The sequence below is a fragment of the Rhodococcus sp. BH5 genome, from assembly GCF_027583855.1.
GTDB lineage: Bacteria > Actinomycetota > Actinomycetes > Mycobacteriales > Mycobacteriaceae > Rhodococcus_F > Rhodococcus_F qingshengii.
In genome coordinates this window covers 61,524-88,518 of the sequence record NZ_JAJHVW010000002.1, presented here as the reverse complement: position 1 = coordinate 88,518, position 26,995 = coordinate 61,524, and the positions used below count along the sequence as shown (strand labels likewise).

23 protein-coding genes, 1 tRNA gene and 1 pseudogene are annotated in these 26,995 nt (G+C 60.7%); 16 read left to right on the top strand and 9 right to left on the bottom strand.

The features are described from left to right. Positions 1 to 17: 17 nt before the first annotated feature. From RhoBH5_RS06680 to RhoBH5_RS06650, 7 genes are all read left to right on the top strand, one after another. Complete coding sequence (locus tag RhoBH5_RS06680; protein WP_007728853.1) at positions 18 to 1,280, top strand: hypothetical protein; 1,263 nt, start codon at positions 18 to 20, stop codon at positions 1,278 to 1,280. 166 nt (positions 1,281 to 1,446) lie between these two features. Then, complete coding sequence (locus RhoBH5_RS06675) at positions 1,447 to 2,751, top strand: hypothetical protein (protein WP_007728852.1); 1,305 nt, start codon at positions 1,447 to 1,449, stop codon at positions 2,749 to 2,751. After that, on the top strand, positions 2,748 to 4,184 hold the full coding sequence (locus RhoBH5_RS06670; protein ID WP_007728850.1) for an oligosaccharide repeat unit polymerase: 1,437 nt from the start codon (positions 2,748 to 2,750) through the stop codon (positions 4,182 to 4,184). The genes RhoBH5_RS06675 and RhoBH5_RS06670 overlap by 4 nt, the downstream gene beginning before the upstream one ends. After that, positions 4,181 to 4,984: an SGNH/GDSL hydrolase family protein gene (locus RhoBH5_RS06665; RefSeq protein WP_007728848.1), complete on the top strand. Its 804-nt coding sequence runs from the start codon at positions 4,181 to 4,183 to the stop codon at positions 4,982 to 4,984. Before RhoBH5_RS06670 ends, RhoBH5_RS06665 begins: the two co-directional genes overlap by 4 nt. After that, positions 4,981 to 6,396 (top strand): capsular exopolysaccharide biosynthesis protein, encoded by a 1,416-nt coding sequence (locus RhoBH5_RS06660; RefSeq protein WP_007728846.1) that lies wholly within the window; start codon positions 4,981 to 4,983, stop codon positions 6,394 to 6,396. The genes RhoBH5_RS06665 and RhoBH5_RS06660 overlap by 4 nt, the downstream gene beginning before the upstream one ends. After that, positions 6,393 to 8,174, top strand: a complete 1,782-nt coding sequence (locus RhoBH5_RS06655; protein WP_007728844.1) for a polysaccharide biosynthesis tyrosine autokinase — start codon at positions 6,393 to 6,395, stop codon at positions 8,172 to 8,174. The genes RhoBH5_RS06660 and RhoBH5_RS06655 overlap by 4 nt, the downstream gene beginning before the upstream one ends. Positions 8,175 to 8,428: 254 nt before the next feature. Then, on the top strand, positions 8,429 to 9,814 hold the full coding sequence (locus RhoBH5_RS06650) for a glycoside hydrolase family 71 protein (RefSeq protein WP_136471215.1): 1,386 nt from the start codon (positions 8,429 to 8,431) through the stop codon (positions 9,812 to 9,814). Here the strand turns inward: RhoBH5_RS06650 and RhoBH5_RS06645 are convergent, their stop codons facing one another. Both RhoBH5_RS06645 and RhoBH5_RS06640 read right to left on the bottom strand, forming a co-directional pair. Further along, positions 9,815 to 11,047 carry a lipase family protein gene (locus RhoBH5_RS06645; RefSeq protein ID WP_082238945.1) on the bottom strand — a complete coding sequence of 411 codons (1,233 nt, stop codon included), beginning with the start codon at positions 11,045 to 11,047 and terminating at the stop codon, positions 9,815 to 9,817. Continuing rightward, positions 11,044 to 12,882: a serine aminopeptidase domain-containing protein gene (locus RhoBH5_RS06640; protein ID WP_270008082.1), complete on the bottom strand. Its 1,839-nt coding sequence runs from the start codon at positions 12,880 to 12,882 to the stop codon at positions 11,044 to 11,046. Before RhoBH5_RS06640 ends, RhoBH5_RS06645 begins: the two co-directional genes overlap by 4 nt. Positions 12,883 to 13,035: 153 nt before the next feature. On the opposite strand from RhoBH5_RS06640, the gene RhoBH5_RS06635 reads away from it, so the two are divergent. Continuing rightward, the gene (locus tag RhoBH5_RS06635) at positions 13,036 to 14,280 is read left to right on the top strand and encodes an Hsp70 family protein (protein WP_047270306.1); all 1,245 of its coding nucleotides are present in this window, start codon (positions 13,036 to 13,038) and stop codon (positions 14,278 to 14,280) included. 15 nt (positions 14,281 to 14,295) lie between these two features. Here RhoBH5_RS06635 and efeB read toward each other — a convergent pair whose 3' ends face one another. The 3 genes from efeB to efeU are packed head-to-tail and all read right to left on the bottom strand — an operon-like array spanning position 14,296 to position 17,624. Continuing rightward, entirely contained in the window at positions 14,296 to 15,576 is a 1,281-nt protein-coding gene (gene efeB, locus RhoBH5_RS06630) for an iron uptake transporter deferrochelatase/peroxidase subunit (RefSeq protein WP_270008081.1), read from the bottom strand. Continuing rightward, positions 15,577 to 16,707 (bottom strand): iron uptake system protein EfeO, encoded by a 1,131-nt coding sequence (efeO, locus tag RhoBH5_RS06625; protein WP_234551764.1) that lies wholly within the window; start codon positions 16,705 to 16,707, stop codon positions 15,577 to 15,579. Positions 16,708 to 16,721: 14 nt separating this feature from the next. Beyond that, positions 16,722 to 17,624 carry an iron uptake transporter permease EfeU gene (gene efeU, locus RhoBH5_RS06620; protein ID WP_003946279.1) on the bottom strand — a complete coding sequence of 301 codons (903 nt, stop codon included), beginning with the start codon at positions 17,622 to 17,624 and terminating at the stop codon, positions 16,722 to 16,724. 140 nt (positions 17,625 to 17,764) lie between these two features. Here efeU and RhoBH5_RS06615 point away from each other — a divergent pair, with 140 nt between their 5' ends. The 6 genes from RhoBH5_RS06615 (at position 17,765) to RhoBH5_RS06590 (ending at position 22,453) form a co-directional block, all read left to right on the top strand. Then, complete coding sequence (locus RhoBH5_RS06615; protein WP_116058051.1) at positions 17,765 to 18,577, top strand: lytic transglycosylase domain-containing protein; 813 nt, start codon at positions 17,765 to 17,767, stop codon at positions 18,575 to 18,577. Between the two features lie 231 nt (positions 18,578 to 18,808). Beyond that, positions 18,809 to 20,095 carry a phosphopyruvate hydratase gene (gene eno, locus RhoBH5_RS06610; protein ID WP_003946309.1) on the top strand — a complete coding sequence of 429 codons (1,287 nt, stop codon included), beginning with the start codon at positions 18,809 to 18,811 and terminating at the stop codon, positions 20,093 to 20,095. 20 nt (positions 20,096 to 20,115) lie between these two features. Next, on the top strand, positions 20,116 to 20,841 hold the full coding sequence (locus RhoBH5_RS06605) for an FtsB family cell division protein (protein ID WP_074447086.1): 726 nt from the start codon (positions 20,116 to 20,118) through the stop codon (positions 20,839 to 20,841). Then, on the top strand, positions 20,838 to 21,383 hold the full coding sequence (locus RhoBH5_RS06600) for a DUF501 domain-containing protein (RefSeq protein ID WP_003946286.1): 546 nt from the start codon (positions 20,838 to 20,840) through the stop codon (positions 21,381 to 21,383). The genes RhoBH5_RS06605 and RhoBH5_RS06600 overlap by 4 nt, the downstream gene beginning before the upstream one ends. Beyond that, positions 21,380 to 22,345, top strand: a complete 966-nt coding sequence (locus tag RhoBH5_RS06595; protein ID WP_270008080.1) for a Ppx/GppA phosphatase family protein — start codon at positions 21,380 to 21,382, stop codon at positions 22,343 to 22,345. The genes RhoBH5_RS06600 and RhoBH5_RS06595 overlap by 4 nt, the downstream gene beginning before the upstream one ends. Before the next feature lie 34 nt (positions 22,346 to 22,379). Next, positions 22,380 to 22,453: transfer RNA gene (locus RhoBH5_RS06590), tRNA-Leu, on the top strand. 60 nt (positions 22,454 to 22,513) lie between these two features. Here the strand turns inward: RhoBH5_RS06590 and RhoBH5_RS06585 are convergent. The 3 genes and pseudogenes from RhoBH5_RS06585 to RhoBH5_RS06575 all read right to left on the bottom strand — a co-directional run. Next, positions 22,514 to 22,721 (bottom strand): annotated as a pseudogene (locus RhoBH5_RS06585) (tyrosine-type recombinase/integrase); the annotation flags it as partial. A gap of 558 nt (positions 22,722 to 23,279) precedes the next feature. Next, positions 23,280 to 23,825, bottom strand: a complete 546-nt coding sequence (locus RhoBH5_RS06580) for a hypothetical protein (RefSeq protein WP_193595089.1) — start codon at positions 23,823 to 23,825, stop codon at positions 23,280 to 23,282. A gap of 23 nt (positions 23,826 to 23,848) precedes the next feature. Continuing rightward, positions 23,849 to 24,178 (bottom strand): DUF2510 domain-containing protein, encoded by a 330-nt coding sequence (locus RhoBH5_RS06575; protein ID WP_193595090.1) that lies wholly within the window; start codon positions 24,176 to 24,178, stop codon positions 23,849 to 23,851. 170 nt (positions 24,179 to 24,348) lie between these two features. On the opposite strand from RhoBH5_RS06575, the gene RhoBH5_RS06570 reads away from it, so the two are divergent. Both RhoBH5_RS06570 and RhoBH5_RS06565 read left to right on the top strand, forming a co-directional pair. Beyond that, entirely contained in the window at positions 24,349 to 24,522 is a 174-nt protein-coding gene (locus tag RhoBH5_RS06570; protein ID WP_270008079.1) for a hypothetical protein, read from the top strand. 398 nt (positions 24,523 to 24,920) lie between these two features. Continuing rightward, positions 24,921 to 25,181, top strand: a complete 261-nt coding sequence (locus tag RhoBH5_RS06565) for a hypothetical protein (protein WP_193595091.1) — start codon at positions 24,921 to 24,923, stop codon at positions 25,179 to 25,181. Between the two features lie 892 nt (positions 25,182 to 26,073). Here the strand turns inward: RhoBH5_RS06565 and RhoBH5_RS06560 are convergent. Beyond that, positions 26,074 to 26,757: an ammonium transporter gene (locus RhoBH5_RS06560; RefSeq protein ID WP_193595092.1), complete on the bottom strand. Its 684-nt coding sequence runs from the start codon at positions 26,755 to 26,757 to the stop codon at positions 26,074 to 26,076. Positions 26,758 to 26,995 lie beyond the last annotated feature (238 nt).

Below are 26,995 nucleotides of genomic sequence, written 5' to 3'. Positions count from 1 at the left end.
GATCGTGGAGGGATGAAGTGAAGGTCGATCCGCTGGCAAGCACGTACTGCTGTCACGCGCAGGAGTCCTTCGGCCCAGTTGATAGAGCTGGTGTCGTAGCCGTTGTCAACGAGTGGATCTCGGAGACTTTCGAAGCGGGTATCGGGGTCTTCCCCCTGATTTTCGAGATGCGTACCGCTGGTGAGGGTTCGCCTACTGCCTCGTTACACGGACTGGGTGCCGTCGAAGGAATGCGCGTGGCCGACGTGTCTTCGGCGATAGGCGTCGAGGTATTCGACCGGACATTGTTCAAGTATTTCAATGCGCGACGATTCAGTGACCCTCGCGAGATCACTGTCGTCGTTGCACGCAACATGATCGGCCTGATCTATTCACACATGTTTGGTGACGAGACGGTCTTCATGCCGAAATCAGAACGACTCTTTCTTGCGTTGTCGGGTCTGGATCCGGCGCTTGGTCCGCGCTCTCCCGCTGTGCGCAGATTGTCGAAGCGTCGGATCGTTGCTGCCGGGCTTTTGATGGCGTCGACCAATCCCTTGATTGCCGCGACGTCCCTGAGGCGAATCCTCAGTGGTACAAGTATGTTCCAGCGTGAGGTGGTGAGTCGGCGGGCATCGGGAAACGCAATCTCGTCCTCGGCCGTATCCACGGAACCTGTTCGCGGGTGGTGGCTCTCCGTTCGTTTGGTTGCAGCACCTGGAACCCGTGTGCCTTCCGTGTATTTCTATTGCGCAGTGCTCGCGGCTCTGGAGTGCGGCCCCGACGTCACTCATCACGTGGTTGTCGACCTGCGATCGGCATCGCCCCTACTGGCGAGGACAGGGGGGAATGCGTTCAGTCACATTCCTTTCCGGGCAGATTGGACAGCTAGTAGTCCCCTCGAAGTGGCTTCGCAGGTTCGGTCGAGGATTCGCTCCGGCGAGGCGCTCGTCCGGCGTGCTGCTGGGGAGTTGGTCGGACGGCGCAATAGTCGGTCCCGGGCCGACCCTGATGGCGTGGCGTCCCCGATGGTGCTTGCAACTACAATGTCGTGTTTTCGGGTGCCCGGTGATCGAGATCATGCGTTCAGTGGTGGTGATCTGGCGTTCGCGAGGGGAATGCAGACACTCGAGCCGGCAGTTCTCGCGTCCAACATGCGCACGACGGGCCGCTACGCCGACTGTACATACAGCCATTCGGGTAATTTCGTCGATCTCGAGAAGATGCGTTCGGCCGTCAACGCTGCGGCCGCCTACCTCGGGCTTCGAATCGCGGTCAACACTGGCTCGCACTTCGACTAGAGAAGGTTCGTCTGGAGGAGGTTCTCTCTCTGGAGGAATGCACGAAGGCAACCCCGGCTACTTCGCAGTAAACAATCCTATAGACTGTTTCAGGTGGACTGAGCCGACCGACGGTTTCAATTTGATCTCAGTCTGGAGACACCACGTGTGCAAGGGAGGTGGGGTCGTGGCAGGTCTGAAGCTGCGAGTGCTGTTCAGTGCGGGTGACCAAGTGCTGTCCAGCGTAAGTAACGCGTTGATTCTGTTCGCGATGGCCGGACCGTCCTCCGTCAGTGAGTTCGGTCTGGCGATCCTTGTTTTCTCCATCCTCACGGCTGCGCTCGGATTCGTTCGAGGTGCAGTTGGCACACCCCTGCTGTTGATGAGTGCCCACAGTCGCAACAGGATTCGCGCGGAGAGCAGACATGCGATCTCGGGTGCTGCCACCTTCGGAGTCCTGGTTGGGATCGTTGCCTTCGGAGTCTCGGTTTTCCTTCACGAACCGCAGGTAGGGATTGCATACGCCGTTGCCGCGCCGGTTGTTCTCGCGCAGGATGCCTTGCGGTTCACCGCGATGTCGATGGGAGAACCGGAACACGCGTTCTTCAGCGACGCGTTGTGGGCGAGTGCGGCGTTCGGTGTCCTTGTCGTGACTTGGATTCGACCAGAGGCACTTTCGATCGCAGAGATGATTTGGTTGTGGTCCGTCGCCGGAGGACTCGCACTCGTTTACCTGATGATTCGCGTACAGACGCTACCGCGACTGACTGGTCTGTATCGCTGGTGGGCGTCGTTCTGGACTCATCGAATCCGGTTCGGATTCGAGAGTGGCATCGACCAACTGGCTGCAATCGTGATCGTCGCGGTGTCCACGGCCTTCATCGGAACGGTGGCTGCCGCGTCTTTGCGCGGAGCCGTGACCGTCCTGGGGCCGTTCGCCGTGCTGATCAGTTCTCTTCCACTGATCGTCATTCCCGAATCGGTGCGGGCCGGCCATACCGCGCGCCAGGTGTGGAGCACACTGCGTTATGCAGCGTGGCTCACATCTGCGATGGCGGCAACGATCGGATTCGCCGCTCCCTTCCTTCCAGATGCACTCGGCCGAGTCGTTCTAGGAGAGTCCTGGGCCGAGGCTCGCCATGTTCTGCCGTTTCTCGGACTCGAGTACGCGGCGATCTGTTGGATAGCGGGTGTTTACAATCTCTACCGCACTCAAGGAGCCAGCGGACGACTGCTCAAGCTGCGAATTGTCCAGAGTCTCACGGCAATCGTCATCTGCAGCGCGGCCGCGGCCCTCACGGGAACCGCGGTCGGAGTCGCGATCGGGCTGGCGGTCTCGTCCGTCCTCGTTGCGGTGTGCCTGGTGGTCGCTGCCCAACGGAAGCACTCCGGCCGTGAAGACCCCGCGAGCGTGCCGTCCACTGCTGATCGTGCCGAACCAGGCGATCTGCGCCGAACACGAACAGGCGCACTGGCCGGGACGACCACGTGAAAACAATTTCCAGCGGGCGGACAAAGCCTCACGAGTTCGCGGAATTCGACGTCGGGCGGCAGGACTCGTTGATGCCACCGCTGATTGCGATCTGGACCGCGGTGATCATGGTGATCATCGTGCCTTTCGCAGTCGTCGAGTTCACTCCGACACCGCCAGGGCGTGTATGGATGGCGGTACTTGCCGTCACCACGATTTCGGGACTGCGCTATGCGTGGATTGTGGGCGAGGGCTTTCGTCGGCTCGTCGAGATGTCGTTCTGGGTTTTCACCTATGTCTTCATGGGTCTTGCCCCACTTGCCCAGCTCCGCCTGCGAGAGATTCCTCCTACGACGCCCCGAGTGGATCCGTCCCTCAACTCGACAGCGGTGGCTATCGTCCTTCTGGGAATCGGCGGCTTCCTGGTGGGATTAGTGTTCTCCGGAGCGGTGTGGCGTCGAATCAAAGACACGCGATGGGGAAACGCCACAAGCGTGCGTGTGGATCCCGTTCGGGTTTTGATTCTTGCCGGTTGCGCCCTGGTCGCCAACGCGTACTACATCAAGAAACTTGGTGTAGGGACGCTTCTGTCGAGCCGAAGTGCCGTGGTGGAGCAGGCGAGTGCGTCGCTGGGGCAATCCACGGTCGCCAGCATCATCGGCGCCGTCGCGATGATGTCCTTGCTTGTCGCATTCATCGCGGTGGTCAAATACCGTGATCAGAATCCGGGAGCCGATCGTTTATTTCTTCTCTGCGCCATCGTGCTCGGAGCCGTGCTGTTGTTGACTTTCAATCCGATCTCGAGTGCGAGGTATCTGTTCGGTACTGCAGCACTAGCCGTGGCGGCACTTTTCGGACTCTTCGCGACCCGTGGTCGTTTCCGTGTGGTTGCCTTGCTTGCCGTGGCTGCACTTGTCCTGGTCTTTCCGCTCGCCGATGCGTTCAGGTACAGCACGTCGGCACAGTTCAAGACAAGCTCGCCTCTCGAATCGCTCACGTCTCCGGACTACGACGCATTTGCGCAGGTCAACAACACCGTCAACTTTGTGAATACGCACGGGGTTACCGATGGCAAGCAGGCACTCGGAGTTGTTCTTTTCTGGATTCCGCGGACCATCTGGCCCGGCAAAGCTACGGACACGGGCATCCTGCTCGCGGAGAGCCGCAACTACACGGTCAAGAACCTTTCTGCTCCGTTGTGGTCCGAGCTGTTCGTCAACGGTGGGTGGATCGCGCTGATTGTCGGAATGGTTGCTCTAGGCTTGATCGCAGGGATTCAGGACAGGCGAATCGAACTGTCGCTGCGCCAGTCCAGGGCGCCGACGATCCTTGCCTGCATCCTGCCCTTCTACCTGATCATTCTGCTCAGAGGATCACTGCTGCAAGCGATGTCGTACTTCCTCGTCATCATCGGTTGTGCATTCTTTGTCTCACGGCGGGAGGTGACTCGATGACTCGGACGAACCGATTCTCGTCGAGAATCTCTGCCCGTCGCCCGCTGGAACTCGTGGGCCTTGCTCTGCTGGTGGTACTGGTCGTTTGTGCGACGGCGCTGGCGGTGCGTCAGAATTCGGCTGCCGGAAACGGCCGGTCCGCCCTCACAGCAGCGACAACGGTTCCTCAGTTGCCGCCGGACACAGCGCCGGCATCGATGTGGTTCGGCGACAGCTTCACTGCGGGCATCAACGGAATCGGGCTCGGGGCATACCCGAGAATCATCTGCGTCCGGATGGGGTGGGACTGCAATGTCGATGCTCAGGGAAGCACCGGTTTCACCAACGACGGCGCACCCGAGTATCAGGGAACTACAACACGATTCGAGAATCGACTACAGGTGTCGATCGAGCGGTATCGAGCGGACATCATTTTCGTGGACGGTGGGCGAAACGATCTGCACATGAGTCCGATGGATTTGTTTCCCGTCATGACGTCGTACATCGATACCGTCCGGGATGCATGGCCGGATGCGCGTCTGGTGATCATCGTGCCGACATACGTCACACCTGTGCCGTACGACGGATACGACCAATTCGTATCAGCGCTGCGAAGTTACGGGGAATCGGTTGCCGCGACCGTGATCGATCCTGTTGCCGACGGTTGGTACGCCGACGTGGACCTCACGACACTGAAATTCGAGGACGGTGTGCACCCGAATGCAGTGGGGAACGCAGTGATTGCTCAGAAACTGGTGGAATCGCTGACCGCCTCCGGTGTGATTCGCGAGGGCGCGCCGAATGGGGGGATTCTGCGATGAACCCGTCCCGCTTCTTCGGAGTCCTTCGTGACAAGTGGGTTGTCGTCGGCATCTCGACATTGCTCGGCCTGCTGGTAGGCGTTCTGCTGACATTGCTCACGCCGACCACTTTCAAGTCCTCGACCCAGCTCTTTCTCACCACGCCAGGGTGGGGTACACCGACCACTCTGGGCAATGCCGATTCGAGCCCTTTCCAAGGTGACGAATTCTCGCAGCAACGAGCGGGTACGTACACGCGTCTGGCGGAGGGTGCCGACTTCTCGGCCCGCGTCGCAAGTCGTCTGGGCGAGAGTGGTCTGCGTGACGTCGAAAGCATTTCGGTTCGCGTTGTGCCCGACACCGTGTTGCTCGAAATCTCTGGCACCACCGACAGCGCAGACCGGGCGTTGCAACTGACGAACGCGGCTTCGGATGAGATGAACGAGACGATCCGGCGACTCGAGACGCCGAGTGGGACTTTGATCCCGACGGTTCAGCCGCTGACTGTCGTCACGGCGTCAGCACCGACGAGCCCGGCTGGTCCGCAGACGATTCCGAACGTTCTTCTGGGGTTGGTCGTCGGATCGCTGGTTGGAGTGACTGGTGTGATCTTGGCTGCTGCGAGGTCGAGAGCAGTTCAGGGTGTCGACGAATTAGCGGCCTGGACGGGTCTACCTGTGCTCGAGTCGATCCCGTACCTCGGTGACAGGGGATTGTCCGCCGAGGAAGGTGCTCAGTCGGCATCGAGAAGTTATTTTGAGAGACTGCAGTTCAACCGAGATCTCATCGGGTCAGGTACGCCCGCGTCACCCGTGCTCGTGACCGCTGCCGACGAGGGGAAGATCAGCAGGTTCGCAGCTGGCGGCATCGCCGATGCTGCTTGCGCTCTGGGGTATTCGGTGGTTCTCGTCGACTGCAACTTCCGATCCTCGCGTGCACATATCGAGTTCGGGGTCACCGACATCGTCATGTCGGACAGCGTCCTCGATGATGTTCTGATCTCGACACCGCTGCATCCGACTCTCCTCCGGAGCGGTTCGCCGACCGAAACTCCGGAGCGAGTCTTCGAGTCTGAGTCGTTCAGGCGCATGCTGCGAGATCTGAGTGCCAGGTTCGACGTAGTGGTTGTTTTCGACTCCGGCGGGACGCAGTACGCCGACTCGGGCCGACTGGCCAAGGTATGCCGTTCGATAATCCTTGTCGTTCAGTCTCATTCGACAAACATGCAGACGGTGATGACGAAGATTCACGATCTGGAAATCGCAGGAGCGAAAATCGAAGGTTCGGTCCTCTTGACGACCACGCGCCGAACGCAGCGAGGGGCAGTGTTGCCCGTGAATCGGCCAGACACAACTGACTCGGTGGCAAGTTACACGCCACGGCGCGACGGAGACACACGCACACAGCGATCTCCAAGAAAGGCGAACACATGAATGCACTCAGCACTGCCGCGCGAATTCTGAGGCGGGGGTGGGCAATACCTGTCTTCGCGGTGCTCGGCTTGATCCTCGGTGCTTTCATGGCCATCTCGAGTCCGTCGTCCTACACGTCGACAACTGTGCTGTTCATCGGCTCGCCGATCAGTGCTGACTCGGCTGGCGCCTACCAGGGCGATCTGTTTTCTCAGCAACGAGCGGCGACCTATGCCCAACTGTTTTCGAGCGACGATCTGGCGGTCAAGGTGATCGACGACCTGGGTCTTCCAATGAGCGGACATGAGTTGGCCTCGCAGGTTTCGGCGGCAGCAGTTGAGAAAACTGTGCTCTTGCAGGTCTCTGTCACGGATTCGACGGCCGAAGGATCGGCCGGTATCGCCAATGCGTATGCGAAGAATTTTGCACAATATGTGGGGCAGTTGGAGACCCCTAACGGTGGTGGCCGTCCGAATACCTCCGTCCAGGTGGTCACCGAGGCCAACGCTGAAGATGCCAGTGGGGGTTCGAATCTCGTGATGACGTCCCTGTTCGGCCTCATCGGTGGCCTGGTCGTCGGCATCGGCGTCCGGGTGCTCCTTGGGCGACTCGACCGGTCCGTTCGAAGCGCTTCCATGCTCTCGGCCGTTGCAGGTGTACCGATTTTGGCGACAGTTCCGGAATCGGCCTCGCGGGGATTTCGCGCGTTGACGTTCCCCGCCGACGGCGCGACCGCCTATGCCGAGTCGATACGCAAGCTCAGGACAGGTATCGAGTTCGCCGGCCCGAGTGCCGACGCGATCCGTTCGGTCCTCATCGCCTCGCCTCGGTACTCGGAGCCTGCGGGGTGCATCGCAGCCGATCTCGCGGTTGTCCTGTCCGAAGCGGGACGTCGAGTGCTGTTGGTGGACGGTGACTTGAGGTCGCCGAGCTTGGATTCATACCTCGGTATCAAGCCGGCAGTCGGCTTTTCCGACGTGCTGGCCGGTGCGATTCCGCTCGTGGACGTGCTCGTTCAGGTACCCGGTCGCTCATTGACTCTGCTGCCCGCCGGCTCGATACGATCCGATTCCGGTGATGCCATCGCATCGGTCTCGGCACGCGAGATGCTTTCGGAAGCCTCCGAGAAATTCGAATACACGATCGTCGTGGGTCCACCGTTGTCGCTCTATTCCGATTCGGCTGTGATCGGCTCAGTCGTCGACGGCGTGGTTCTTGTTTCAACACAGAGTATTTCGTCGGTCGACGAGGTGGAAGGCGCAGCGACCACGCTGCGCGCTGCCGGCGCGAACCTGTTGGGCGCGGTGCTGTCGGGTGTCGGACGGGGTGGCTTGGTCAAGGTCCGCAGCCGTGTGAGTGTGGTGGACGAGCCTGCGGCGAACGAGCCTCCGGTGAATGATGCATCGAATGAACCAGTCGGCGCGTGGCCTCCCGTTGAAGGAGGAGCCGGCGCGCAGGTAATACACGCAGAACCAGGTGTGGGATCGACGGGGAAGAATGAAGTGGAGAAGCATGATTCGGGGGATTCGGTCGAATCTCCGGCCGAAGATATGCGCATCGATTTCGACGAATGGGAGCCGGCGGAGACTGAGGGGCGCTACACGCGCAGTGATCTGGACAGTCCGACAGTGGCGATCCCTCGCTCGATGCTCCGCACAAAGGTCGCGCAGAAGGCGAACCTCTCGAGTGACGAGTTGCCGACCGATAAGCGGCAGGTAAGATCACTCGGTGGGAACGGCGATTCCGATTCCAGGTCGAATCACCCGCCGCAAGCTTCGGATTCTGTGCAGCAGAATTGAATTGGAATTCGATTTCCAGGTTCGGGATGTCAACGTCACCGGACATTGCGGCGTAAGGCCGTGTGTGAGAAGGGGTGGCTGATTCGGTGAACGCCGATGCTCGAAAACGGAAACGGGTGAGTATCGAAGGTTCGCGGGACAGGAAATTTCGTGCAGTTGCCATCGGCATTGCGCTGGTGTCGTCAGTGCTTCTCGTAGTGGCCGGCCTCAGGCTCTCTGATGGAGTGGACCCAAACGCGAGGGTTGACGCGGCGGTGTCATCACATCCCGCCGTCGAGCTTCCGGACAACGGACAGTCGACCGCCAAAATGGTCTTTGCGCACTACTTCCCGCCGTATCCCCTTTCGATCGACAACCTACCGTCGGGCGAAGACTATTACGCCACGCAGTATCTCAATCCGAACGGTGAACGAGGTTCATACGCCGCATTCGGAGGGTTTCTTCGAGACCGACCGCAACCACGGCCTGTTTCAGCTGACCCACAGTGGAGGCAGCGAGATCTCGAAGATGAAGTGCGGCAGGCAATCGACGCGGGAATCAGTGGGTTCTCGGTTGACATTCTGACGAAGTCGTCGAACCCGTTGTGGTCTTCGTCCGTTCCGTCCCAACTTCTCGCCGCTTCGGCTGCGGTTGATCCTGCGTTCGAAATAATGCTGATGCCGGATATGAACGGCGAACTCGGCACATTGGACCCCGCGAATCTGGCAGGCGAGTTGTCGCAGTACGCGTCATCGCCGTCGGTTTTTCGATTGACGGACAACCGGGTGGTGATTTCGCCCTTTCTTGCCGAGAAACACGACCCGGCGTGGTGGTCGCAGTTTCTCGAAATCATGAAGGCCCGCTACGGGATCGAGGTGGCCTTCGTTCCACTCTTCCTGAACTCCACCACGAATATGGATTCATTCGCGTCGATAAGCTATGGAATGTCGACGTGGGGTGGACGTAACCCTTCCTTCAATCCAGTGACGGACACCGGGATCGGCTCGCCACTGGATCAGGTGAACCGAGCGCACGCTCTCGGCAAGATATGGATGCAGTCGGTCTCGTTCCAGGATGCGCGTCCCAGCCAATCGGTTTTCGACGAAGCGCAGAACACTGGGAATCTCCGAAACACCTGGCAGATTGCGCGCGAATCGGATAGCGAATGGGTGCAACTAATTTCGTGGAACGACTACAGCGAAGGTACGGCGTTTGCACCGAGCGAGGGGCACGGTCGTGCGCTGCTCGATTTGAACGCATATTTTGTCGACTGGTTCAAGACCGGAACGGCACCGGCGATTGCACGTGATATCGCGTACGTCACCTATCGGAACCAGCTGTCGTCCGCGCAACCCGCACTACCCTCGGTATCACCGATGATTCTGCGTGCGGGGTCGTCCCCGGTTCGCGACACGATCGAGGTTTTGACCTTCTTGGTCGAAGGTGCCGAAGTGAAAGTTACGGTCGGCGGTACGACGACCACGTGCAGTGCCGATACAGGGATGGACATCTGCACGGTTCCATCGGCGGTCGGCGCCGTCTCGGTCAGCGTGGTTCGAAACGGGGCGGAAGTGGCTTCGGCGAAGGCACATTCAGACGTCGTGTCCACTCCTGCGGTTCAGAACATGGAGTACCTGGTCGATTCGAGTTTTGGACGATAATCAGCAGTCCGACGGCGGTGACTCGCCTCTGAAGCGCGCTTGGAGCCAGACTGCGGTCTCGGACCCCGGATCCAGATTATTGTGAGTTTGGCCTGCCCTGACGATGTGCTGCACCGAATCGCCGAACGCACAGGCATTGTCGACGGCCTCTTGCACCCACTGCGGGCGGATCGTCTGATCAGCGTCGCCGTTGATGACCAAGAGTGGTCCTCCGGCCGGACGCTGCGGAAGGGCGATCGATATGAGCCAGTCGCGCAAGACTGCTCCGGCCTCGTCGGAGTTCGGCAGGGTATCGGCGGGATTCAGTCGTGATGCTTGTTCGCCGCGTTCTTTCAACACCGGACCCGCACATGCCAGCCACATCGCAGAGTTGCTCGCCAGCGCGCCGTGTAGGTAGTTGCCTGGATCGGTGCCGGGTCGAGCGATGGTCAGCCCAGATACTACGTACGACATCATGATCTGCTGTTCATGCGTCAGCCACTGCGACTGGGCCAAGTCGGCGAGCTTGGAAAGATCTGCCGCCGGAGCCAGCGCTACCGATCCGACAAAATTCAATTCGGGCGCGTAGAAACCGGACAACTCTGCCGCCGCCCATGTCGCCTGCCCGCCGATCGACACGCCGAGTCCTGCCCATTTCCCGGACGTGTCCGGGACCATTTCTCGCGCCGCGCGAACTCCGTCGATCAGGTTGAATGCGCTGGTGTTCGGATCGAGGTACGGGTTGATGCCGCCTGCCGGACCCAATCCTTGGTAGTCGGTCATGACTGCGACGAACCCAAGTTTCATCAAAGGGACGATCGTGCTCGCGTAACCCAGGAGATTGGGGTACATCGAAGGTCCGCACTCCGCAGTCACTCCCGTTGTGCCGTGACCGACGGTGACAACAGACCGCCCGCCGGGTGGTGGATCGCCTTCCGGAACGAAGACGACTCCAGACACGACCGTTGAGCTTCCGTCCATACCTGAAGTTGATCGGTACGTGATCTGGTGGGCAGTCGCGCCCACGTCGGCGATCAGTGGATCGATTTCGTCGAACGCGGACGCACTTTCCAGTTTGCCTCTGGCCGCGACGGCGTCGGCGCTGATCGAGGGAAGAGGTACGGACGTAGGAGTCGGTTTTGAGGGCCTTGTGTGGGCAGTGCAACCGGTCAGAAGCGCCACGGTTGTCGCTGCAACGACTACAAATACTTGGGACGACGTTGTAATTCCGTCCCGGGTAGACGTGCGCATCATGCTCCGAGTCGCTCCTGATCGCGCTTCGACACGGCGAGTTTTCGGTCTCCGAACGCATCGAGTGCAGAGGCAACTATCAACCGGCGGACGCGTTCTCGCGAACTGCGATGGAACAGGTTGTGATCGCCGGAGCCTGAGAACAAGACCTGTGGAGGATTCCTCGATCTCGAAAGACGCGCTATACCTCGTCGGCCTCTGTTCGCCTCGAACCACGCTTCGTCTTCCGGCGAGAGTGACACTGCAGTTTTTGTCCCGCGGCGGGTCAAGGTCCGAAGCATCGACTCGGGGGCATTGACCAATCCGAGGAAACCGAGACCGAGCCACACCGGGTAGGGAACGTACCGCTGAGCTCGTCGTCCGGAATTGCGAATTGTTCTGGCCACGAGGAAAATTCGGTTTGCAACGTCAGACTCCATTGCATCGACGTGTGCTTTCTTCACTGGTGGTCGGCGATTGTTGATCGACCAGTTCACTATGTTGAGAAGCACCACGGACCTTGCGCCGCGCTGGCTTGCTGCAAAGGCGCCCATCCATGCGCCGGAACACATTCCGACGTGCATCCGGCGGGACGGCGGCACGTCGAGAGTGTCGACGAGATCCAACACATTGCGGCGCGCTTCCGGAGACACGATGGGCGTGCTCTCGTCGGTGCAGACCGTGCCGCTGTCTCCTGTGCCCATCCTGTCGAAGCGAATCGAGCGAATACCGTGCGAGGCGAGAGTTCGAGCGGACTCGACCCACAGTCTCGCCGGCCCGATCCGGTGCTCGTTCGCGGTGCTGTGAAAGATCGCTGTGGCAGCGTGGCTCGCGGTCGTGCGGGATGCGGTGGAGATTGCAAATAGTGATCCGGTGGACCGTCGTTCCAATATTTCCCAGACTTCTTCGCCGTCGTCAGCCGTCGCGACATGCGCCGCCGACGTGATCTCTGGATCGACGGAAGTCTTGTCCTCGCCGAATTGTCGCGACACCCAACTCGAAATCCGCTGTATGTCGTGCGTAGGCACCGAGAGTACGAAACTGCTGGGGGAAACGAACTGATTCTGGCGTTCGACGAATATGCGTTCAGCACCGGATCGCTCGCGCATCCGTACCACGCGGGGCGAATCAGCGAATTCAGGGCGAATCGCGGCGAGGACTTTTGTCGACGAACTCGGATCGAACGTGCTGAGGTCAAGTCCGGAAAGGTCATTCACCGCTGCGGAAGCCAGCAGGCCGCCGACGATCGATGTGCAATCGTCGTGGTGGGGGTCGTCGTCGACCGAAACGCGGTACAGCGACGTCAGTTCTCGAACATAAGCCCTACCGGATATGACCGGATCCCACAAGACCATCGCACGTAGGTCGCCAAGTGTATCTACGGCGGACGCGGCCAGTAGGGCCCCTGCACGCAAACCTGCGACGGCAACGGACTCGATACCTGTGCGCCGCACGTACGAAACGGCTGCTGTCACGCTGGCCTGCCAGTGCGCAACTGCTAGCGGGTCATCCTGCCGACCGGATGAATCTCCTTGTCCCTCATAGTCGAAACGAAGAGCGAGGAATCCGTGCTCGGCAAGTTCTTGGGCGAGTTGGCGCAGTCCCCGATAAGCGCTGATGTGTTCCTTCGCGAGGGGTGGACATATGACCACGGCACCGCGCACGGCAGCATCCGACGGCAGGTGAACCGAGGCGAACAGTGCCCCATCACCAGGGCCCGGAATCCACGTGTCGATCGTGCGAATCCCGGTCGGTGTCTGGCGGTCGCGGAGGCGCCGGGTGGTGATCGCCAGCAGGGTGGGGTTGGGTGCGTGTAGTGCGGACATCACGGTTGTCATGTTGGCCATCGATTTGTTCAAGGACCTCTCCACACATTGATTCGGCCTGCCAGTTTCGCGTAGTTCTCCGGTTTCCAGAGGATCCGGTAAACTTCCCGCTACAGATAACATACCGCAAGTATGTTTTGCGGCGGATGAACAGTGCAAGAGTTGGATATGGGGGTGCGTACAGCGATGGATCCAGTGTTCGGTGCGTCGTTGGGCGCTGCCTCGGTTCGTATTGTTCGGGCCGACCCCCAGCCGGAAACCGGATCCACGAGCGGTCGATTCCTGACTCGGACTGTAGATGCATACGACGCCTCTCCGGTCCGGACAGCCGCGATTCACCTAGTTGCTGCGGTTCGCGGGGACACGTCACGGATGGTCATTTCGGTTCCCGACGAGCGGCAGAACGTAGCGCTCGAATCAGAACTGCGTGCCCGAGGTATCGAGGGCGTTGTCACGGTGCCGGAAGCGGTTGCCGTTGTCGCGTTGGTACGGACTTCGGGTGCGGCCGAAGGTTTTCGGTTACTTACAGTTCTCGATATCGGTCGAACCGGAGTGACTGTCTCGATGATCGAGATCGGGACCGCGACAACCATCGCGTCCACGCGGTCGACGGCGCTCGCCGGTGACAGGCTCGACGGGGTTGTCGCGGAGTTACTTCCGGCAACCACTGTTGATGCAGCCCTCGACGCTGATTCAGCGTTCGACGCCCGCGAAGTCAAGGAGTATCTCGCCAGTGGCTCCCGTCGTGCGCAGGTGATGCCCGTTCCCGAATCCATGTGCATCCGTTTCGATTCGGTTGTCGAGCGTGAAGTCGAAGACACGCTGATGGTGATTCGAGAAGTTGCGGCACGAGCTCGGTGTGTCCCTGACGCTTTGGTTCTCGTCGGAGGAGGCGCCCGAATTTCACTGGTGGAGAAGATACTCGCGCGGGAGTTTTCGGTACCGGTGATCAGGCCGGCCGAGCCCGAGCTCGCCTCGGCCAAGGGCGCAGCATTGATAGCCGAGGTCTTACATCAGGAGCACCCCAGCTCGGAAGTCGCGGTTTCGGACGTCGCGGTTTCGGCAGTCTCCGACTCGGAAATCGCAACGGATACTGTAGAAATGTCTTCCGATCAGGCCGTGGTGCACAGCGTCGGTGAAACCGAAGAAGACACCGAATCGGATTCGCTACCTGCTGGTGGGCTTGGGAGGATGCAAATCCTTGTGGGCGTCGGGTTCTCGATGGTTGCGCTGACCAGCTTCCTCGCGTGGGCGGTGCTGCGCCCGTTTTCGGATCCTGCACAGGCGGAACCGCCGCAGGCGCAAACAACGGCAATTGTCGCGCCGGTACCTACCTCCGACTTGCTGCCGCCGACCACGACCAGAGCAATCGATCCACTGACCGAGCGGAATCGGGCACCGGTCAATTTGGTGCGTTCGTGGAGGTACTGAACACAGAGACTCGCGTCAGGTGAACAGTTGGGAACTCCAGTCCTTGCCGTCGGCGAGACCGCCGGGGCAAGCGAAGACCGCAGAACCGACGTGCTGGATGTATTCGTTCAGCGCATCGTGTCGTGAAAGGTTTTGCTGCATCGGAACAAACTGCTCGACCGGATTCCGGCAGTACGCAACGAAGAACAGTCCCGCGTCCAGGTGGCCGAAGCCATCGGAGCCGTCCGTGAAGTTGTATCCGCGGCGCAAGATCTGAATCCCACCGAGTTCCTCGGCAGAGGCCAGGCGCACGTGTGAATCCTCCGGGATGACGAAGTCGTGTCCCATTTTGGAATCGAGATCGAGCTCGTCGAACTCGTCCTTGCCACCGAGCGGCGCTCCGCTCCGTTTGGAGCGGCCGATGACAGCTTCCTGTTCCTTGAGTACTGCGCGATCCCACTGCTCGATCAGCATGCGGATTCGTCTGGCGACGAGGAATGATCCGCCTGCCATCCAGGCCTGATCGTCAGTGGGATCAACCCAGACGTGCTGGGCGAGTGCGTCCGGATCTTCCGCCTTGATGTTGGCTGTTCCGTCCTTGAACCCGAACAGATTTCGTGGCGTCGCCTGCGTCGTCGAGGTCGAGGATGTTCGTCCGAACCCGAGTTGCGACCATTTGACCGACGCGGTCCCGAACGCGACTCGCGCGAGGTTGCGGATCGCATGGACGGCAACCTGGGGATCGTTGGCGCACGCTTGGATGGCGATGTCGCCCCCGCTCCGATTCGGGTCGAGGTTGTCCGCACGGAAGTGGGGGAGATCGAGCAGGGCAGCAGGTTTCTTGTCTGCGAGCCCGAAACGGTCGTCGAAAAGTGACGGTCCGAATCCGATGGTCAGGGTGAGTTGCGACGGCGCGAGATCGAGTGCCTCACCCGTATCGCTCGGTGGTGCATACGGACCGTCGCCGGTCGCTCCGTCTTCGGTTGCTTCCTGACCCGCCGTCATTCGTTCGGCCATCGCCGTCCACGTCTGCAGCAGCGTGATCAGTTCGTCGCGCGACTTCGTCGTCACATCGAAAGCGACGAAGTGCATACGATCCTGGGCCGGCGTCGTGATGCCTGCCTGGTGCTCGCCGCGAAAGGCGACCACGTCTGCGTGATCGGCGCCGGAACTCTCGTCGGCGGTCACCCGCCCGATGACGGCACCGGCACCGGCCAGGACGGCGCCGGCCCCCACGGCGCCGAACAGTCGGCGTCGTGAGACTGCGTGCGGTGCTGAGTTTTCCGCAGCGGGTGTGCCTTCTGGTGAATCAGTCATCTACTGTCCCGCGACTACTTCCTGGACCTGGCTGACCTCGGCGGACAGTGCATCGATTTTACGCGAGAGTTCCTGACGCTGCGCCTCGGTGACGGTGTCGTAGTACACGAATCCGTCGCCGACCCGGAACTGCGCCAGCGCAGCGTCGAGGTCGGCGAATCGGTCAGCGATGCGCTGGGCGAGCTCGGGATTACGTTCCTGCAGAATCGGGTTCAGTGCCGCGATCGCCGCTTGCGAGCCGTCGACGTTGGCCTGGAAATCCCACAGGTCGGTGTGCGAGAAGATGTCTTCCTCGCCGGTGATCTTGGAAGTCGAGATCTCGTCGAGCAGTCCTTGGGCGTCGCCGGCGATCTTGGTTGGATCGATCGTGTAATCCTCGGCATTCAGCTGGTCGGCAAGATACTGAATGTCTTCGAGCAGTTGATCGGCGACCGCGTTGGTATCCGGCTGAAGCCCGGTCACCCACAAATCTTTCTCGAGGCGGTGGAATCCCGTCCAGACCTGACCGGGCTCCAGATCCGCTTCGCGCAGGTCCAGCTTGGGATCGAGTTCGCCGAAGCTCTCGGCTTCGGGTTCGATGCGCTCGTAGTAGGTACGTGCGATCGGGAAGAGTGCCTTCGCCTGGTCGACGTTGCCGGACTGGACGGCGGCGACGAACTGAGCTGCGGTGTCCTGCAGCGCGACGATCTGGCTGCGGATGTACCTCCGGTAGCCGTCGGCAGCTTCGGCGAGTTGGCCGCTCCCGTCGGTGGCCGCCTGCGAATCGCCCGTGACGACGAAGTCCTGACGGATGCCGGTTCCGACCATGCCCGGCTTGCACGCGAGTTGATAGGTCGCAGCCTCGGGGAGGGAGACGATCAGCTGCCGGGTAAGGCCGGGGCCGATGTTCTCGACTTCGCCCATCGCTCGATCGCCCTCGGCGAAGACGTAGAACTCGGTGACCTTCGAGCCGTTGTTCGTCACCTGGAACGTCGAACTGCCAGTGGTTCCAGTGGTGGCACTGACGTCACACGAATCGTCGGTGGCCGTGACGACGATGTCGCCGTCGCTCGCGGTCGTCTTCTCGGTGCATGCGGCGAGGGAGAAGGGAAGTACCGCGGCCGTGGCCAGTACGAGGGTGGATTTACGCATGTCGGCAATGCCTCTCAGGATTTTTCGGGAACGTGTGTGTCGTGCGCAGGCGGGGTTGTCGGTTCCGATGGGCTCGACGGAAGGGGACGTAGGAAGAGCGCGAGGACGACTACGAGGTAGACGACCCATGCGACGGCTTGCAGGACGGTCGGGTCCGGGCGGAAGTTGAAGATTCCGGCGAGGACGGTGCCGTACCAGGTCGACGGGTCGTAGCCGGGTGTCAGGTTGAACGCGAGATTCGAACCGCCCGGCAGGACGTTTCCGGTCTGCAGAGCGCGAACACCGTACGAGAGGATTCCGGCGGCTACGACGATGAGGAAGATCGCCGTGTACCGGAAGAAGGTCGTCAGGTTGAGACGGAGGGCGCCGAAGTACATGGCGACGGTCAAGACGGCGGCCAGGAGAATTCCGAGGAGCAGTCCGACCAACGGCCAGGAGCTGCCTGCGGTGTTCTCGGCGTAACCGACCATGAGCAACGCAGTCTCGACGCCTTCACGACCGACCGCGAAGAACGACAGCGACAAGATGGCGACGGGTCCGGCGATCAACGCCTTCTCCATCCCCGCTTTCAGATCTCCGGAAATGTTTTTGGCGGCCGTGCGCATCCACAGGACCATGATCGTGACGATGACGACGGCGATCAGGGAGGCAACGCCCGCGATGATCTCCGCGGTCAGGCCGTCGACCGTCGACGTTCCGTAGTGGATCGCGAAGAAGATGATCGCCACCATCGCGACGGCGATCGCGACGCCGAGCCACACCCATTTCAGTGCGTCCTTGCGCTGGGCCTTCACGAGGTAGGCGGCGAGAATCATCACCACGATGCCCGCTTCGAGGCCTTCGCGCAGACCGATCAGGCCACTGCCGAATAACTGGGTGGCAACTGATGGTGTGCTCGCGGCAGCGAGTACCGACACGGGCACGGGCGACTCCTGACTGAGTGAGTGCAACAGCTTCTGACGAACGCATGAGGCTAGGCCAGCCTTAACTCAGAAGAAGATACTCCATCATCGACAGTGAACCATGCTCTCACCTGTACTTTTGCTGTTCTTTACCAATGGATTCGGGAGTAGTTCACTCGCATGTGGATGATGGAGGGGTGTACCGAACTCCCGCAGCCCGCAGAAGTCCCCGGCGTCTCTCGCGAGCCGTAGCAGCAGTAGCTGCCGGAACAGCTTTGCTGGGCGCAGGCGTCGTGGCTTGCGGATCGAACGAACCGAAAGTAGCCATTCCGGAGGGCATACCCCCAGGTACCGGCTCTCCGACGCCGCCGATCGACATCAATGCTCCCGGCCGCAGTGCTGATCAACTCGCCGACTGGGCAGCGGGATTGTCGGACGACATCGGGATCGGGACGACGGCACTCGAGGCCTACGGGTACGCCGCTGCGGTCATGGCCGAGACGCTTCCCGGCTGCGGAATCGGGTGGACAACTTTGGCCGGTATCGGCAGCGTCGAGAGCCGCCACGGGACCTACGACGGCTCGTCGGTCGACGCGTTCGGCCAGGTTGCTCCGATCATTCGGGGAATCCCCCTCGACGGTGGCCCGGGAGTTGCCGAGATCCCCGACACCGACGGCGGGGCGATGGACGGCGATCCAGTGCACGACCGTGCGATGGGGCCCATGCAGTTCATCCCCGAAACGTGGCTCAAATGGGGAGTCGACGCCAACGGCGACGGCCGGGTGGACCCCGACAACATCGACGACGCTGCCCTCACGGCCGCCCGCTACCTGTGTGCACGCGGGGGAGACCTCACTTCCGCTGCCGGATGGCAGCAGGCACTGATGGCGTACAACCTCTCGGGCGACTATCTCGCACTCGTTCGTGATCGTGCGTCGGCGTATTCAGTCGGGGTACGGCCGGACTGACGGTGATCGATCCGCAGGTCGGACCCGTGACCGCGCGTCGATAAAGAAGCCTTCGGCCCGTGCGGTTAGGCTGTGTGCTGGCACTACAGAGGTGCTGGCACTACAGAGGTGCTGGCACTGCAGAGGCCCAGCCGCGATCGTGGTCCTCTTTCGACCGGAGGGGTCGGAGCCCAAGTGTCAAGCACGCAGAGCGTGCCCCAATGCGAAGCCCATTCGAAGGAGAACCACACAGTGGCCAGTATTGAGCAGGTCGGAGCTCGCGAGATCCTTGATTCCCGTGGTAACCCCACGGTTGAGGTCGAGGTTCTGCTCGAAGACGGAAGTTTCGCCAGGGCTGCGGTGCCGTCCGGCGCTTCGACCGGTGAGCACGAAGCCGTCGAACTGCGCGACGGTGGCGCACGCTACGGCGGAAAGGGCGTCGAGAAGGCCGTGGAGGCTGTGCTCGGCGAGATCGCTCCTGCCATCATCGGCATCGACGCAACCGAGCAGCGCACGGTCGACCAGGCGCTGCTCGACGCGGACGGCACCCCGGACAAGTCGCGTCTCGGCGCAAACGCTCTGCTCGGTGCCTCGCTTGCCGTGGCTCGCGCCGCCGCCGAGTCCTCGGGCCTCGAGCTGTTCCGCTACGTCGGTGGCCCCAACGCTCACGTTCTCCCTGTCCCGATGATGAACATCCTCAACGGTGGCGCGCACGCAGACACCGGCGTCGACGTCCAGGAGTTCATGGTTGCTCCCATCGGCGCACCGAGCTTCAAGGAATCGCTGCGCTGGGGCGCCGAGGTCTACCACTCTCTGAAGTCGGTTCTCAAGGAGAAGGGCCTCTCCACCGGTCTCGGCGACGAAGGCGGATTCGCGCCCGACGTCGCAGGCACCAAGGAAGCACTCGACCTCATCACGATCGCCGTGAACAAGACCGGCCTCAAGCTGGGTACCGACGTCGCGCTCGCTCTCGACGTCGCTGCCACCGAGTTCTACACCGACGGCACCGGCTACAAGTTCGAGGGCAAGAACCGTACCGCGGCCGAGATGGCGGCGTTCTACGCCGAGCTCATCGACGCCTACCCGCTCGTTTCCATCGAGGATCCGCTCGACGAAGACGACTGGGACGGCTGGGTCGCACTCACCGATCAGATCGGCAACAAGATCCAGCTCGTCGGCGACGACCTCTTCGTCACCAACCCCGAGCGCCTCGAAGAAGGCATCGTCAAGGGTGCGGCCAACGCACTCCTGGTGAAGGTCAACCAGATCGGCACCCTGACCGAGACCCTCGACGCCGTCGATCTCGCTCACCGCAACGGCTACAAGACGATGATGAGCCACCGTTCCGGCGAGACCGAGGACACCACCATCGCCGACCTCGCGGTTGCCGTCGGCAGCGGCCAGATCAAGACCGGTGCTCCGGCACGCAGCGAGCGCGTTGCCAAGTACAACCAGCTGCTGCGCATCGAGGAAAACCTCGGCGACGCAGCACGTTACGCCGGCGAGGTTGCGTTCCCGCGCTTCGCTTTCGAGGCCTGACGGAAATCTAAGATTCAGTAGTGTCTGCACAGCGCGGTAAGCCACGATCCCCCGGCGGAAGTCCGGGGGGTCGTGGTTCCCGTCGTGGGGACACACCGTCGCGTGCGCGTCGGGACAGTGCCCGACGCCCACGCGTGTCGGAACCTTCGGTAGATCCGGAAGCAGTCGATTCCGCTGTGACAGACCCCGCGCAACCGGGGGTCTCCGCCGAGAAAGCGTCGGCGCGAGGGTCGAAGTCGGCCCGGGGGAAGAGCGGAACCAACAAGTTCTGGTCTCGGCTTCCGAAGTCGGACAACACCATTTTCGGCTTGTCCACCAGTCGGGCAGTTGTGCTCGCGATGGTTGTGCTCATGCTGGCGCTGACACTGGCAGTGCCGCTCCGTACTTACATCAGCCAGCGTTCGGACGCCGCGCAGGTGGCGGCGGAACGTCAGGTACTCGAGGAAGAGCTGCGAAAGCTGCAAGGGCAGAACGCGCGCTTCGACGACCCTGCGTACATCGAAGCTCTTGCACGAGAACGCCTTCGGTACGTCAAACCGGGCGAGACCCCGTTCCAGGTTCAGCTTCCCGGTGACTACAAGGAACCCGAGAAGAAGCAAGAAAAGGAAACACCGCTCACAGGTCCGTGGTATCGCGATCTGTGGCAAACGATTTCGGAACCGCCAGTGGTTCCCGAGACGACGACACCGGCCCCGATGCCGTTGGCGCCGATAGAGCCAGAAGAACAAGGAGTACCCACCGGGTGAGCAACACGTCCGAAAATTCCCCACAGGTTTCACAAGCGGATCTCGACGCCGTTGCCGCTCAATTGGGCCGTGAGCCACGCGGAGTGATCGAGATCGCGTACCGCAGCCCGGACGGTCAGCCGGGCGTGGTCAAGACCGCCCCCAAACTTCCGGACGGAACACCGTTCCCGACGTTGTACTACCTCACGGACCCGCGACTGACTGCCGAAGCGAGCCGTCAGGAATCCGCCGGCGTCATGCGTGAAATGACCGAACGCCTGACCCAGGATCCGGAACTTGCCGCGGCCTACCGACGGGCATACGAGTCGTACCTTGCCGAGCGGGACGCGATCGAATCTCTGGGAACCGACTTTGCCGGCGGTGGGATGCCGGATCGTGTCAAGTGCCTGCACGTGCTGATGGCACATTCGCTTGCCAAGGGACCCGGCGTCAATCCGCTCGGTGACGAGTCCGTCGCGTTGGCCGGTCACGGAAAGCTGCGCGGCACTGCAATTCCCGCGGACTGGCCTGGCATCGACGATGCCGACAACACCGACCGGTGACTCGCCGTGTCGCCGCAGTCGATTGCGGTACCAACTCCATTCGACTGCTGATCGCGGACTTCGGCGCCGACGGTCGTCTGGTGGATGTCCGGCGCGAGATGCGCGTCGTGCGACTCGGTCAAGGTGTTGATGCGACAGGGACATTCGCGCCCGAGGCCATCGAACGCACCCGGGTCGCGCTGGTCGAGTACGCGTCGATGATCGCCGATGCCGGAGCAACCGCCGTTCGCATGGTCGCCACCTCGGCTACTCGCGACGCTGCGAATCGGGAAGAATTCTTCACGATGACGCGGGACGTGCTCGGCGCGGTGATTCCCGGATCCGGAGCAGAGGTCATCACCGGCGACGAAGAGGCGCGCCTCTCGTTCAGCGGTGCTGTGGGAGAACTCGATCCGTCCGAGGGCCCCTTCGTGGTGGTCGATCTCGGCGGCGGATCCACCGAAGTTGTCCTCGGCGACACGTCGGGCGTCCAGGCTGCGTACTCCACCGACATCGGCTGTGTGCGCGTCACGGAGCGGTGCTTACCGTCGGATCCGCCTACAGCAGAGCAGGTTTCCGAGGCGACGGCTTTCGCGACCGCGAAACTTGCCGAGGCGTTCGAGGCCGTACCCGTCGAGAAGGCGCACACGTGGGTGGGTGTCGCTGGAACCATGACGACGCTGGCCGCGATCGCGCAGGATCTTCCGGAGTACGACGCCGAGAAGGTGCACCTGTCGAGGATTTCGTTCAATCAACTGTTCGACGTGTGCGAGCGTCTCATTGCTATGCCTCGGGTTGATCGTGCTGCCTTCGGCCCGATGCATCCGGGGCGGGTGGACGTCATCGGCGGCGGAGCGATCATCACCACGGTGCTGGCTCAAGCGTTCGAAGCCAAAGCCGGGATCACCGAACTGGTTGTCAGCGAACACGACATCCTCGACGGCATCGCGATGTCGGTAGCTCAGACCGACCCGATAGTCTGATCCCTGCCGCACCCGACCCGTCGGGTGCGGCAAGGCCCCCATAGCCCAATTGGCAGAGGCAACGGACTTAAAATCCGTCAAGTGTCGGTTCGAGTCCGACTGGGGGCACAAGAATTGGATATTCGAACATGCAGGTCAGAAGAGTTTTTCGGTAGCTAGTTCGAACGCCTACGCGGTCTCTGCCCACAATTTGCCCACAACTGAATCCAACTTCGCGGCGACGGCATTCAGGTCGTCGTCGAAAAGGTCGGCGTAGACGTCGAGAGTCATGGCTGCACTCGTGTGCCCGAGCATCTTCTACTGCCTTCACGTTCGCGCCGGCGGAGATTGCCAAGGAAGCGGCCGTGTGCCGGAGGTCGTGCGCGGTGACGCGAGGAAATGGGGGAGTTGTCGGGTTCTTACCCTCGGCTTCGCGTGCGGCAGCGGCAGCCTTCCTGTCATCGAGCTACAGCTCCACTGAGCCAGGAGTCATTCCTTGTCGTGCGCCGCGGACCTTTCCGTTGTTCGGTCGAAACATCTGAGCAGAATTGAAAACTGTGCTGTCATGGCGAACTTGTTTCTGAACTTCGACATGACACCTCTCAACGATGGCCCACTCAGACCACTGGATGTCTCAAGGTGACATGGCCGCCAGAGGTTTGTGTCGCCGACCTCAGGTCGGCGTACTAGGTCACACTCCGCGCGGCTATGGCGGGGTCATACTTTAGTGCCTTGGCATCGCTAAGCCGTTGCGACAAGGCGCTTCTATTTTTCATGTCGACATTTCGCCTGTCGGCCGGGCCTTGGGGGTGTTTGCCGTATCCGCCGGGGCTGTTCTCTGTTGTCCGAGAATCATCGCGTGCAGCAATCTGTCAGCATCATCCGAACCTGGCTTTTCGGTCTGCATGCAGTGAAGGCCCCACCGTTTGGTGGGGCCTTCGGATGTAACAGCTGGTTAGCGTGAGAAGGCGGTGAAGTCGCCCTTCCAGACGATCGACCCGATCGTCACCACAGCGGGATTCAATTCTGCGATGTCGACGTCGTAGGCATATTTCACGGTTTGTCGGGATCCAGGTGGAATCGATCCCTTAACGCCGTCGCCGAAACCATCAGAAATCGAGAACTGCGATTCGGCAGGCAACCCAGCCTCCCCGTACGTCAGGGTAGGGGTTGGGAAGTTGTATCCCTCGAAGATTTCGTCGCTGCCGTTATTGAGCTGAAGTGTGAAAACAGTGAGCGGCCCGTATGACGATGACTGTTCGGTAGTCACCGAAAGGATGCTGGTCTCGATGCCGTAGTTCTTCGAGACACCAATTTCATTGGGTGCGAGAACGCCACTTCCGGGTTTCGTGGTCGTGGCGGCTGCCGACGTTGTGGCTGCCACCTCGCTGGCAGAAGTGGAAGGCATAATCGGCTCGGATACCGATTGCGGTTCGTTCTTGCTGCAACCTGCGAGGACCAGCGCGCCGGCTAGGGCGGCGATCGTGAGAGTCTTCTTCATCGCAAATACATACCTTGTCTGAATTAGTAACTCGGAGGCGGTGGGGGAGTCGCAGATGGCTGCACGTGGGAGGTCCACTGGGCGCCGTCGTACCACCGGATGTAGCCAGGGTTTCCGGGGTCCGGATACCAGTTCGCGGGTGTGGTGTTCGGACGCAGTTCCTCGCGAGTGTTCGCGTGGTTAAGTGCCGCGAGTTGCTGACGCTGAAGGTCTAGATTCACGCCCTGCTGAACGACCTGAGCGCGTGCAGCATTGCGGGTCTGCTTCGTGTATTTTGCAGTGCGCTCCTCGGTATTGCGGAACGGAACGACGCCTGCAGTACTGATGCTGATGGTTTTGCGGATGATGCCCATTGCCCTGGGTCCTCTCAACAGATCGGTGACAAATACATACCAGACCGTCCGGACACGCGTGAAGGTGTATGTGGATATACTATGGCCGGTGCTCTGAGTTTCAATCGGTGTATGGCCAAAACTGAACCGATTGTTATCTCGTCTCGCCGGCTATCGTCAGCGAACTTCGCATGATCCTCACGCGCCTCGCGATCGACAAACTTGCGTTGAGCAGACAACCGGACGTCACCGAGCCAGTAGACCGTGACGTCATAACTCCGCGTCTACTCACCGCCGTTCAAGCTGGCGAGTTCCTCGGGGGGACCAGACAACCGTTCGAGAGCTATGGCGAGATGGCAAGTTGAAGTGTGTCCGCATCGGGCGGGGGAGGAAGGTGTCGACTGTCGAACTGTGGCGCTATATCAACGAGCATGAGCAGTTTGACCACGATCACTGAATTCATCACTGACGTTGGTCGCATCAACCCAACTGTGGCTCTCTGTGATCTCTGCCCACATTTTGCCCAAATTGTTGCAGTAAGGACGGTCGAGTTGAGGTAAGATCAGGCGGGAAAAGGTAAGGTGCACAAGAGATTTCCTCTAACCTGCATGCCCAGAACGGTTCGAGTCCGGCTGGGGGCACAGTGAAATTGCTGGTAGAAGGTCCGTGATCCGTATTTGTCGGAGGGTGAAATAACCCGCACGCGATCGAAAAGCCACCCGCATCGAATAGGGGTCCGAAACGATCTGGTACTAATCAGCTTATGAATCAGAACCAGAAGGCAGTGATCAGCGGACTGTGGACAATTGCAGGTTGCGTCACGGTAATCGGTATCGCCCTCCTTTGGTGGGATGGAAACCACATGACCGAAATCTGCACCACGCGAGGCTATGATCCATGCGTCAACATCATGAACATGCGCGGCGCGTATCTACTTGTCGCCGGACTGGTAGCGATTGCAGCGACTTTGGTCGCTGAACGGCAACTACGAAAAGATGATGAAATCGTGCCACTTATCAGCTGAATGTTCAGCCGTTCTCTCGGTTTCTTCCGCCCGACGACTCAGGCGAATCGAGGAATAGCAGTGACGGCGTTATATCTTCCGCCGTTACGGCCTCAATCGGCGATCGCCGCAAAGTTCTGACCGCGCAACGCCGGGCTCCGCTCTGCGTCCTGCTAGCTAGGTACCGTGAGTGCCAATGGACTGCCAGTCGGGCACGACAGCCGCCGCAAGTTCCAAAGGTGTTCTTAAAATTCTCTCATTTACTGGACTGACATTCGATGACGCCTCGGTGCCGCGCCATCGGCAGCCAGGGGCGTGCGCTGGAGATTCCACTTCTAAATCACGGTCGGTTCCGGCTATCTGAACGAGTCGATATCGGATGCGCGCCCACTTCTACCGATCGGTCGAGTATCCCGGTGCAGGAAGAATCATCAGTTGGAATACACGGTCATGAGTGGATCGAGTCGAAGGCTTTCGAGACGAACAAAGTCATGAGAATCGTACCGTAGAGCACGTCGATGCGGCTCGATTCGTCGACGATATTCTGTTGATCCACATTGAGTTCGTCGCTCAGTATCGTGGTCTCGATAATTGAATCACATAGCCAACGAGTAGTTGCGCCCTGGTCAGGTCAAATTTTTTTCACCCATGAGTTTGCTGTACGCGATTGCGAGTTCGCTAAGCCATCAGGATTTGTCGCGGCCTGATATTCTGGATCTTCGTGCGCTGCGTCACTGGCAGGCCCGCAGAATTCGGGTCCCAACTCAATGTGGTCGTTGTGCCCTAACTGCAGTGAGTAACGGTTCGAGCCCGACGGGGCGCAGTCCAACATTCAATGAGGTATTGAAAACCCCGCTCGTCCTCATAGGGACGGGCGGGGTTTTCCGTGGAGCAACGACTGACCACCAAGTGGCTACTGAGCCCAGACGGTCGTCCCGGCAGGAGCATTCAGCGTGTTGACGAGATCGATGCCGGCTACGACAGCCGCGCCGCCGCCGAGGATCGTTCCGGCGACACCGCCGATTCCGGCGCCTGTTGCGAGGCCACCCAGGCACAGTGCCGCGGCGACGGGGAGTCCGACGATGGTCAAGCCCAGCGGAGCGCCGACAGCGCAACCGATTCCGGCGCCGACGATGGTGCCGAGCAGGCTGCCGACCTGAGTGCCGAGGCCGAGTTGGCTCTGGAAGTGCGCAATCGCCCGATCATTCTCCTCGGGCGAGGCGACGGGCGTCCATTCCTTTGCCGCAGGCGCACTCTCGGGTCGAGGTGTTGCCTTCGCAGAATCGGTGATCGGTGTCAGCGTGAGGGTCTTACCGTCTTCACTGATCGTGCGATCGAAGGGGAACTGTAGATCCCCGAGGTTGTATGCGAGAGGCAGGGAAACAAGGTCGGCTCCCTTGCTGTCCTGCAAGACGACGGACTTGCCGTCGCCGGATACCTTGAACAGCCCGGCGTCGATGGTGGTGACGATCGACTTGTCGACGACCTTCGCTTCGTAATTCACGTCGGTCGACGGATCAGCTGATGCGATCCCTGTTGATGCTCCGACTGCAGCGACCGCTAGAGCAGTCACTGCCGCCTTCTTGAAGAAACCCATAGTTCAACCCCGTGTTCGCCTGCGTGTGCTCGCAGAAACTCGACAACTTCGGACATTGGTAAACCCCCGACAAAGCCTTCGTATTAAGGCAGACCGAAGTGACGGAAGGGATAGTTGCGCTCGGGCCGACCGGAAGCGGCCGGTGCAATCGAATGTGCAGCGTGCAGTACCAACTTGTCGAACATGTGTGCGAAAATGTGGAGATGCGGTTGACCGAGCAATCCCCGGACTGCTGCCC

Coding starts and splice junctions, on each gene's coding strand:
- RhoBH5_RS06665 (WP_007728848.1), top strand. CDS start 4,181: ATGACTCGGACGAACCGATTCTCGTCGAGAATCTCTGCCCGTCGCCCG.
- RhoBH5_RS06660 (WP_007728846.1), top strand. CDS start 4,981: ATGAACCCGTCCCGCTTCTTCGGAGTCCTTCGTGACAAGTGGGTTGTC.
- RhoBH5_RS06655 (WP_007728844.1), top strand. CDS start 6,393: ATGAATGCACTCAGCACTGCCGCGCGAATTCTGAGGCGGGGGTGGGCA.
- RhoBH5_RS06645 (WP_082238945.1), bottom strand. CDS start 11,047: ATGATGCGCACGTCTACCCGGGACGGAATTACAACGTCGTCCCAAGTA.
- RhoBH5_RS06635 (WP_047270306.1), top strand. CDS start 13,036: ATGGATCCAGTGTTCGGTGCGTCGTTGGGCGCTGCCTCGGTTCGTATT.
- efeB (WP_270008081.1), bottom strand. CDS start 15,576: ATGACTGATTCACCAGAAGGCACACCCGCTGCGGAAAACTCAGCACCG.
- efeO (WP_234551764.1), bottom strand. CDS start 16,707: ATGCGTAAATCCACCCTCGTACTGGCCACGGCCGCGGTACTTCCCTTC.
- RhoBH5_RS06615 (WP_116058051.1), top strand. CDS start 17,765: ATGGATTCGGGAGTAGTTCACTCGCATGTGGATGATGGAGGGGTGTAC.
- RhoBH5_RS06580 (WP_193595089.1), bottom strand. CDS start 23,825: ATGAAGAAGACTCTCACGATCGCCGCCCTAGCCGGCGCGCTGGTCCTC.
- RhoBH5_RS06575 (WP_193595090.1), bottom strand. CDS start 24,178: ATGGGCATCATCCGCAAAACCATCAGCATCAGTACTGCAGGCGTCGTT.
- RhoBH5_RS06570 (WP_270008079.1), top strand. CDS start 24,349: ATGATCCTCACGCGCCTCGCGATCGACAAACTTGCGTTGAGCAGACAA.
- RhoBH5_RS06565 (WP_193595091.1), top strand. CDS start 24,921: ATGAATCAGAACCAGAAGGCAGTGATCAGCGGACTGTGGACAATTGCA.
- RhoBH5_RS06560 (WP_193595092.1), bottom strand. CDS start 26,757: ATGGGTTTCTTCAAGAAGGCGGCAGTGACTGCTCTAGCGGTCGCTGCA.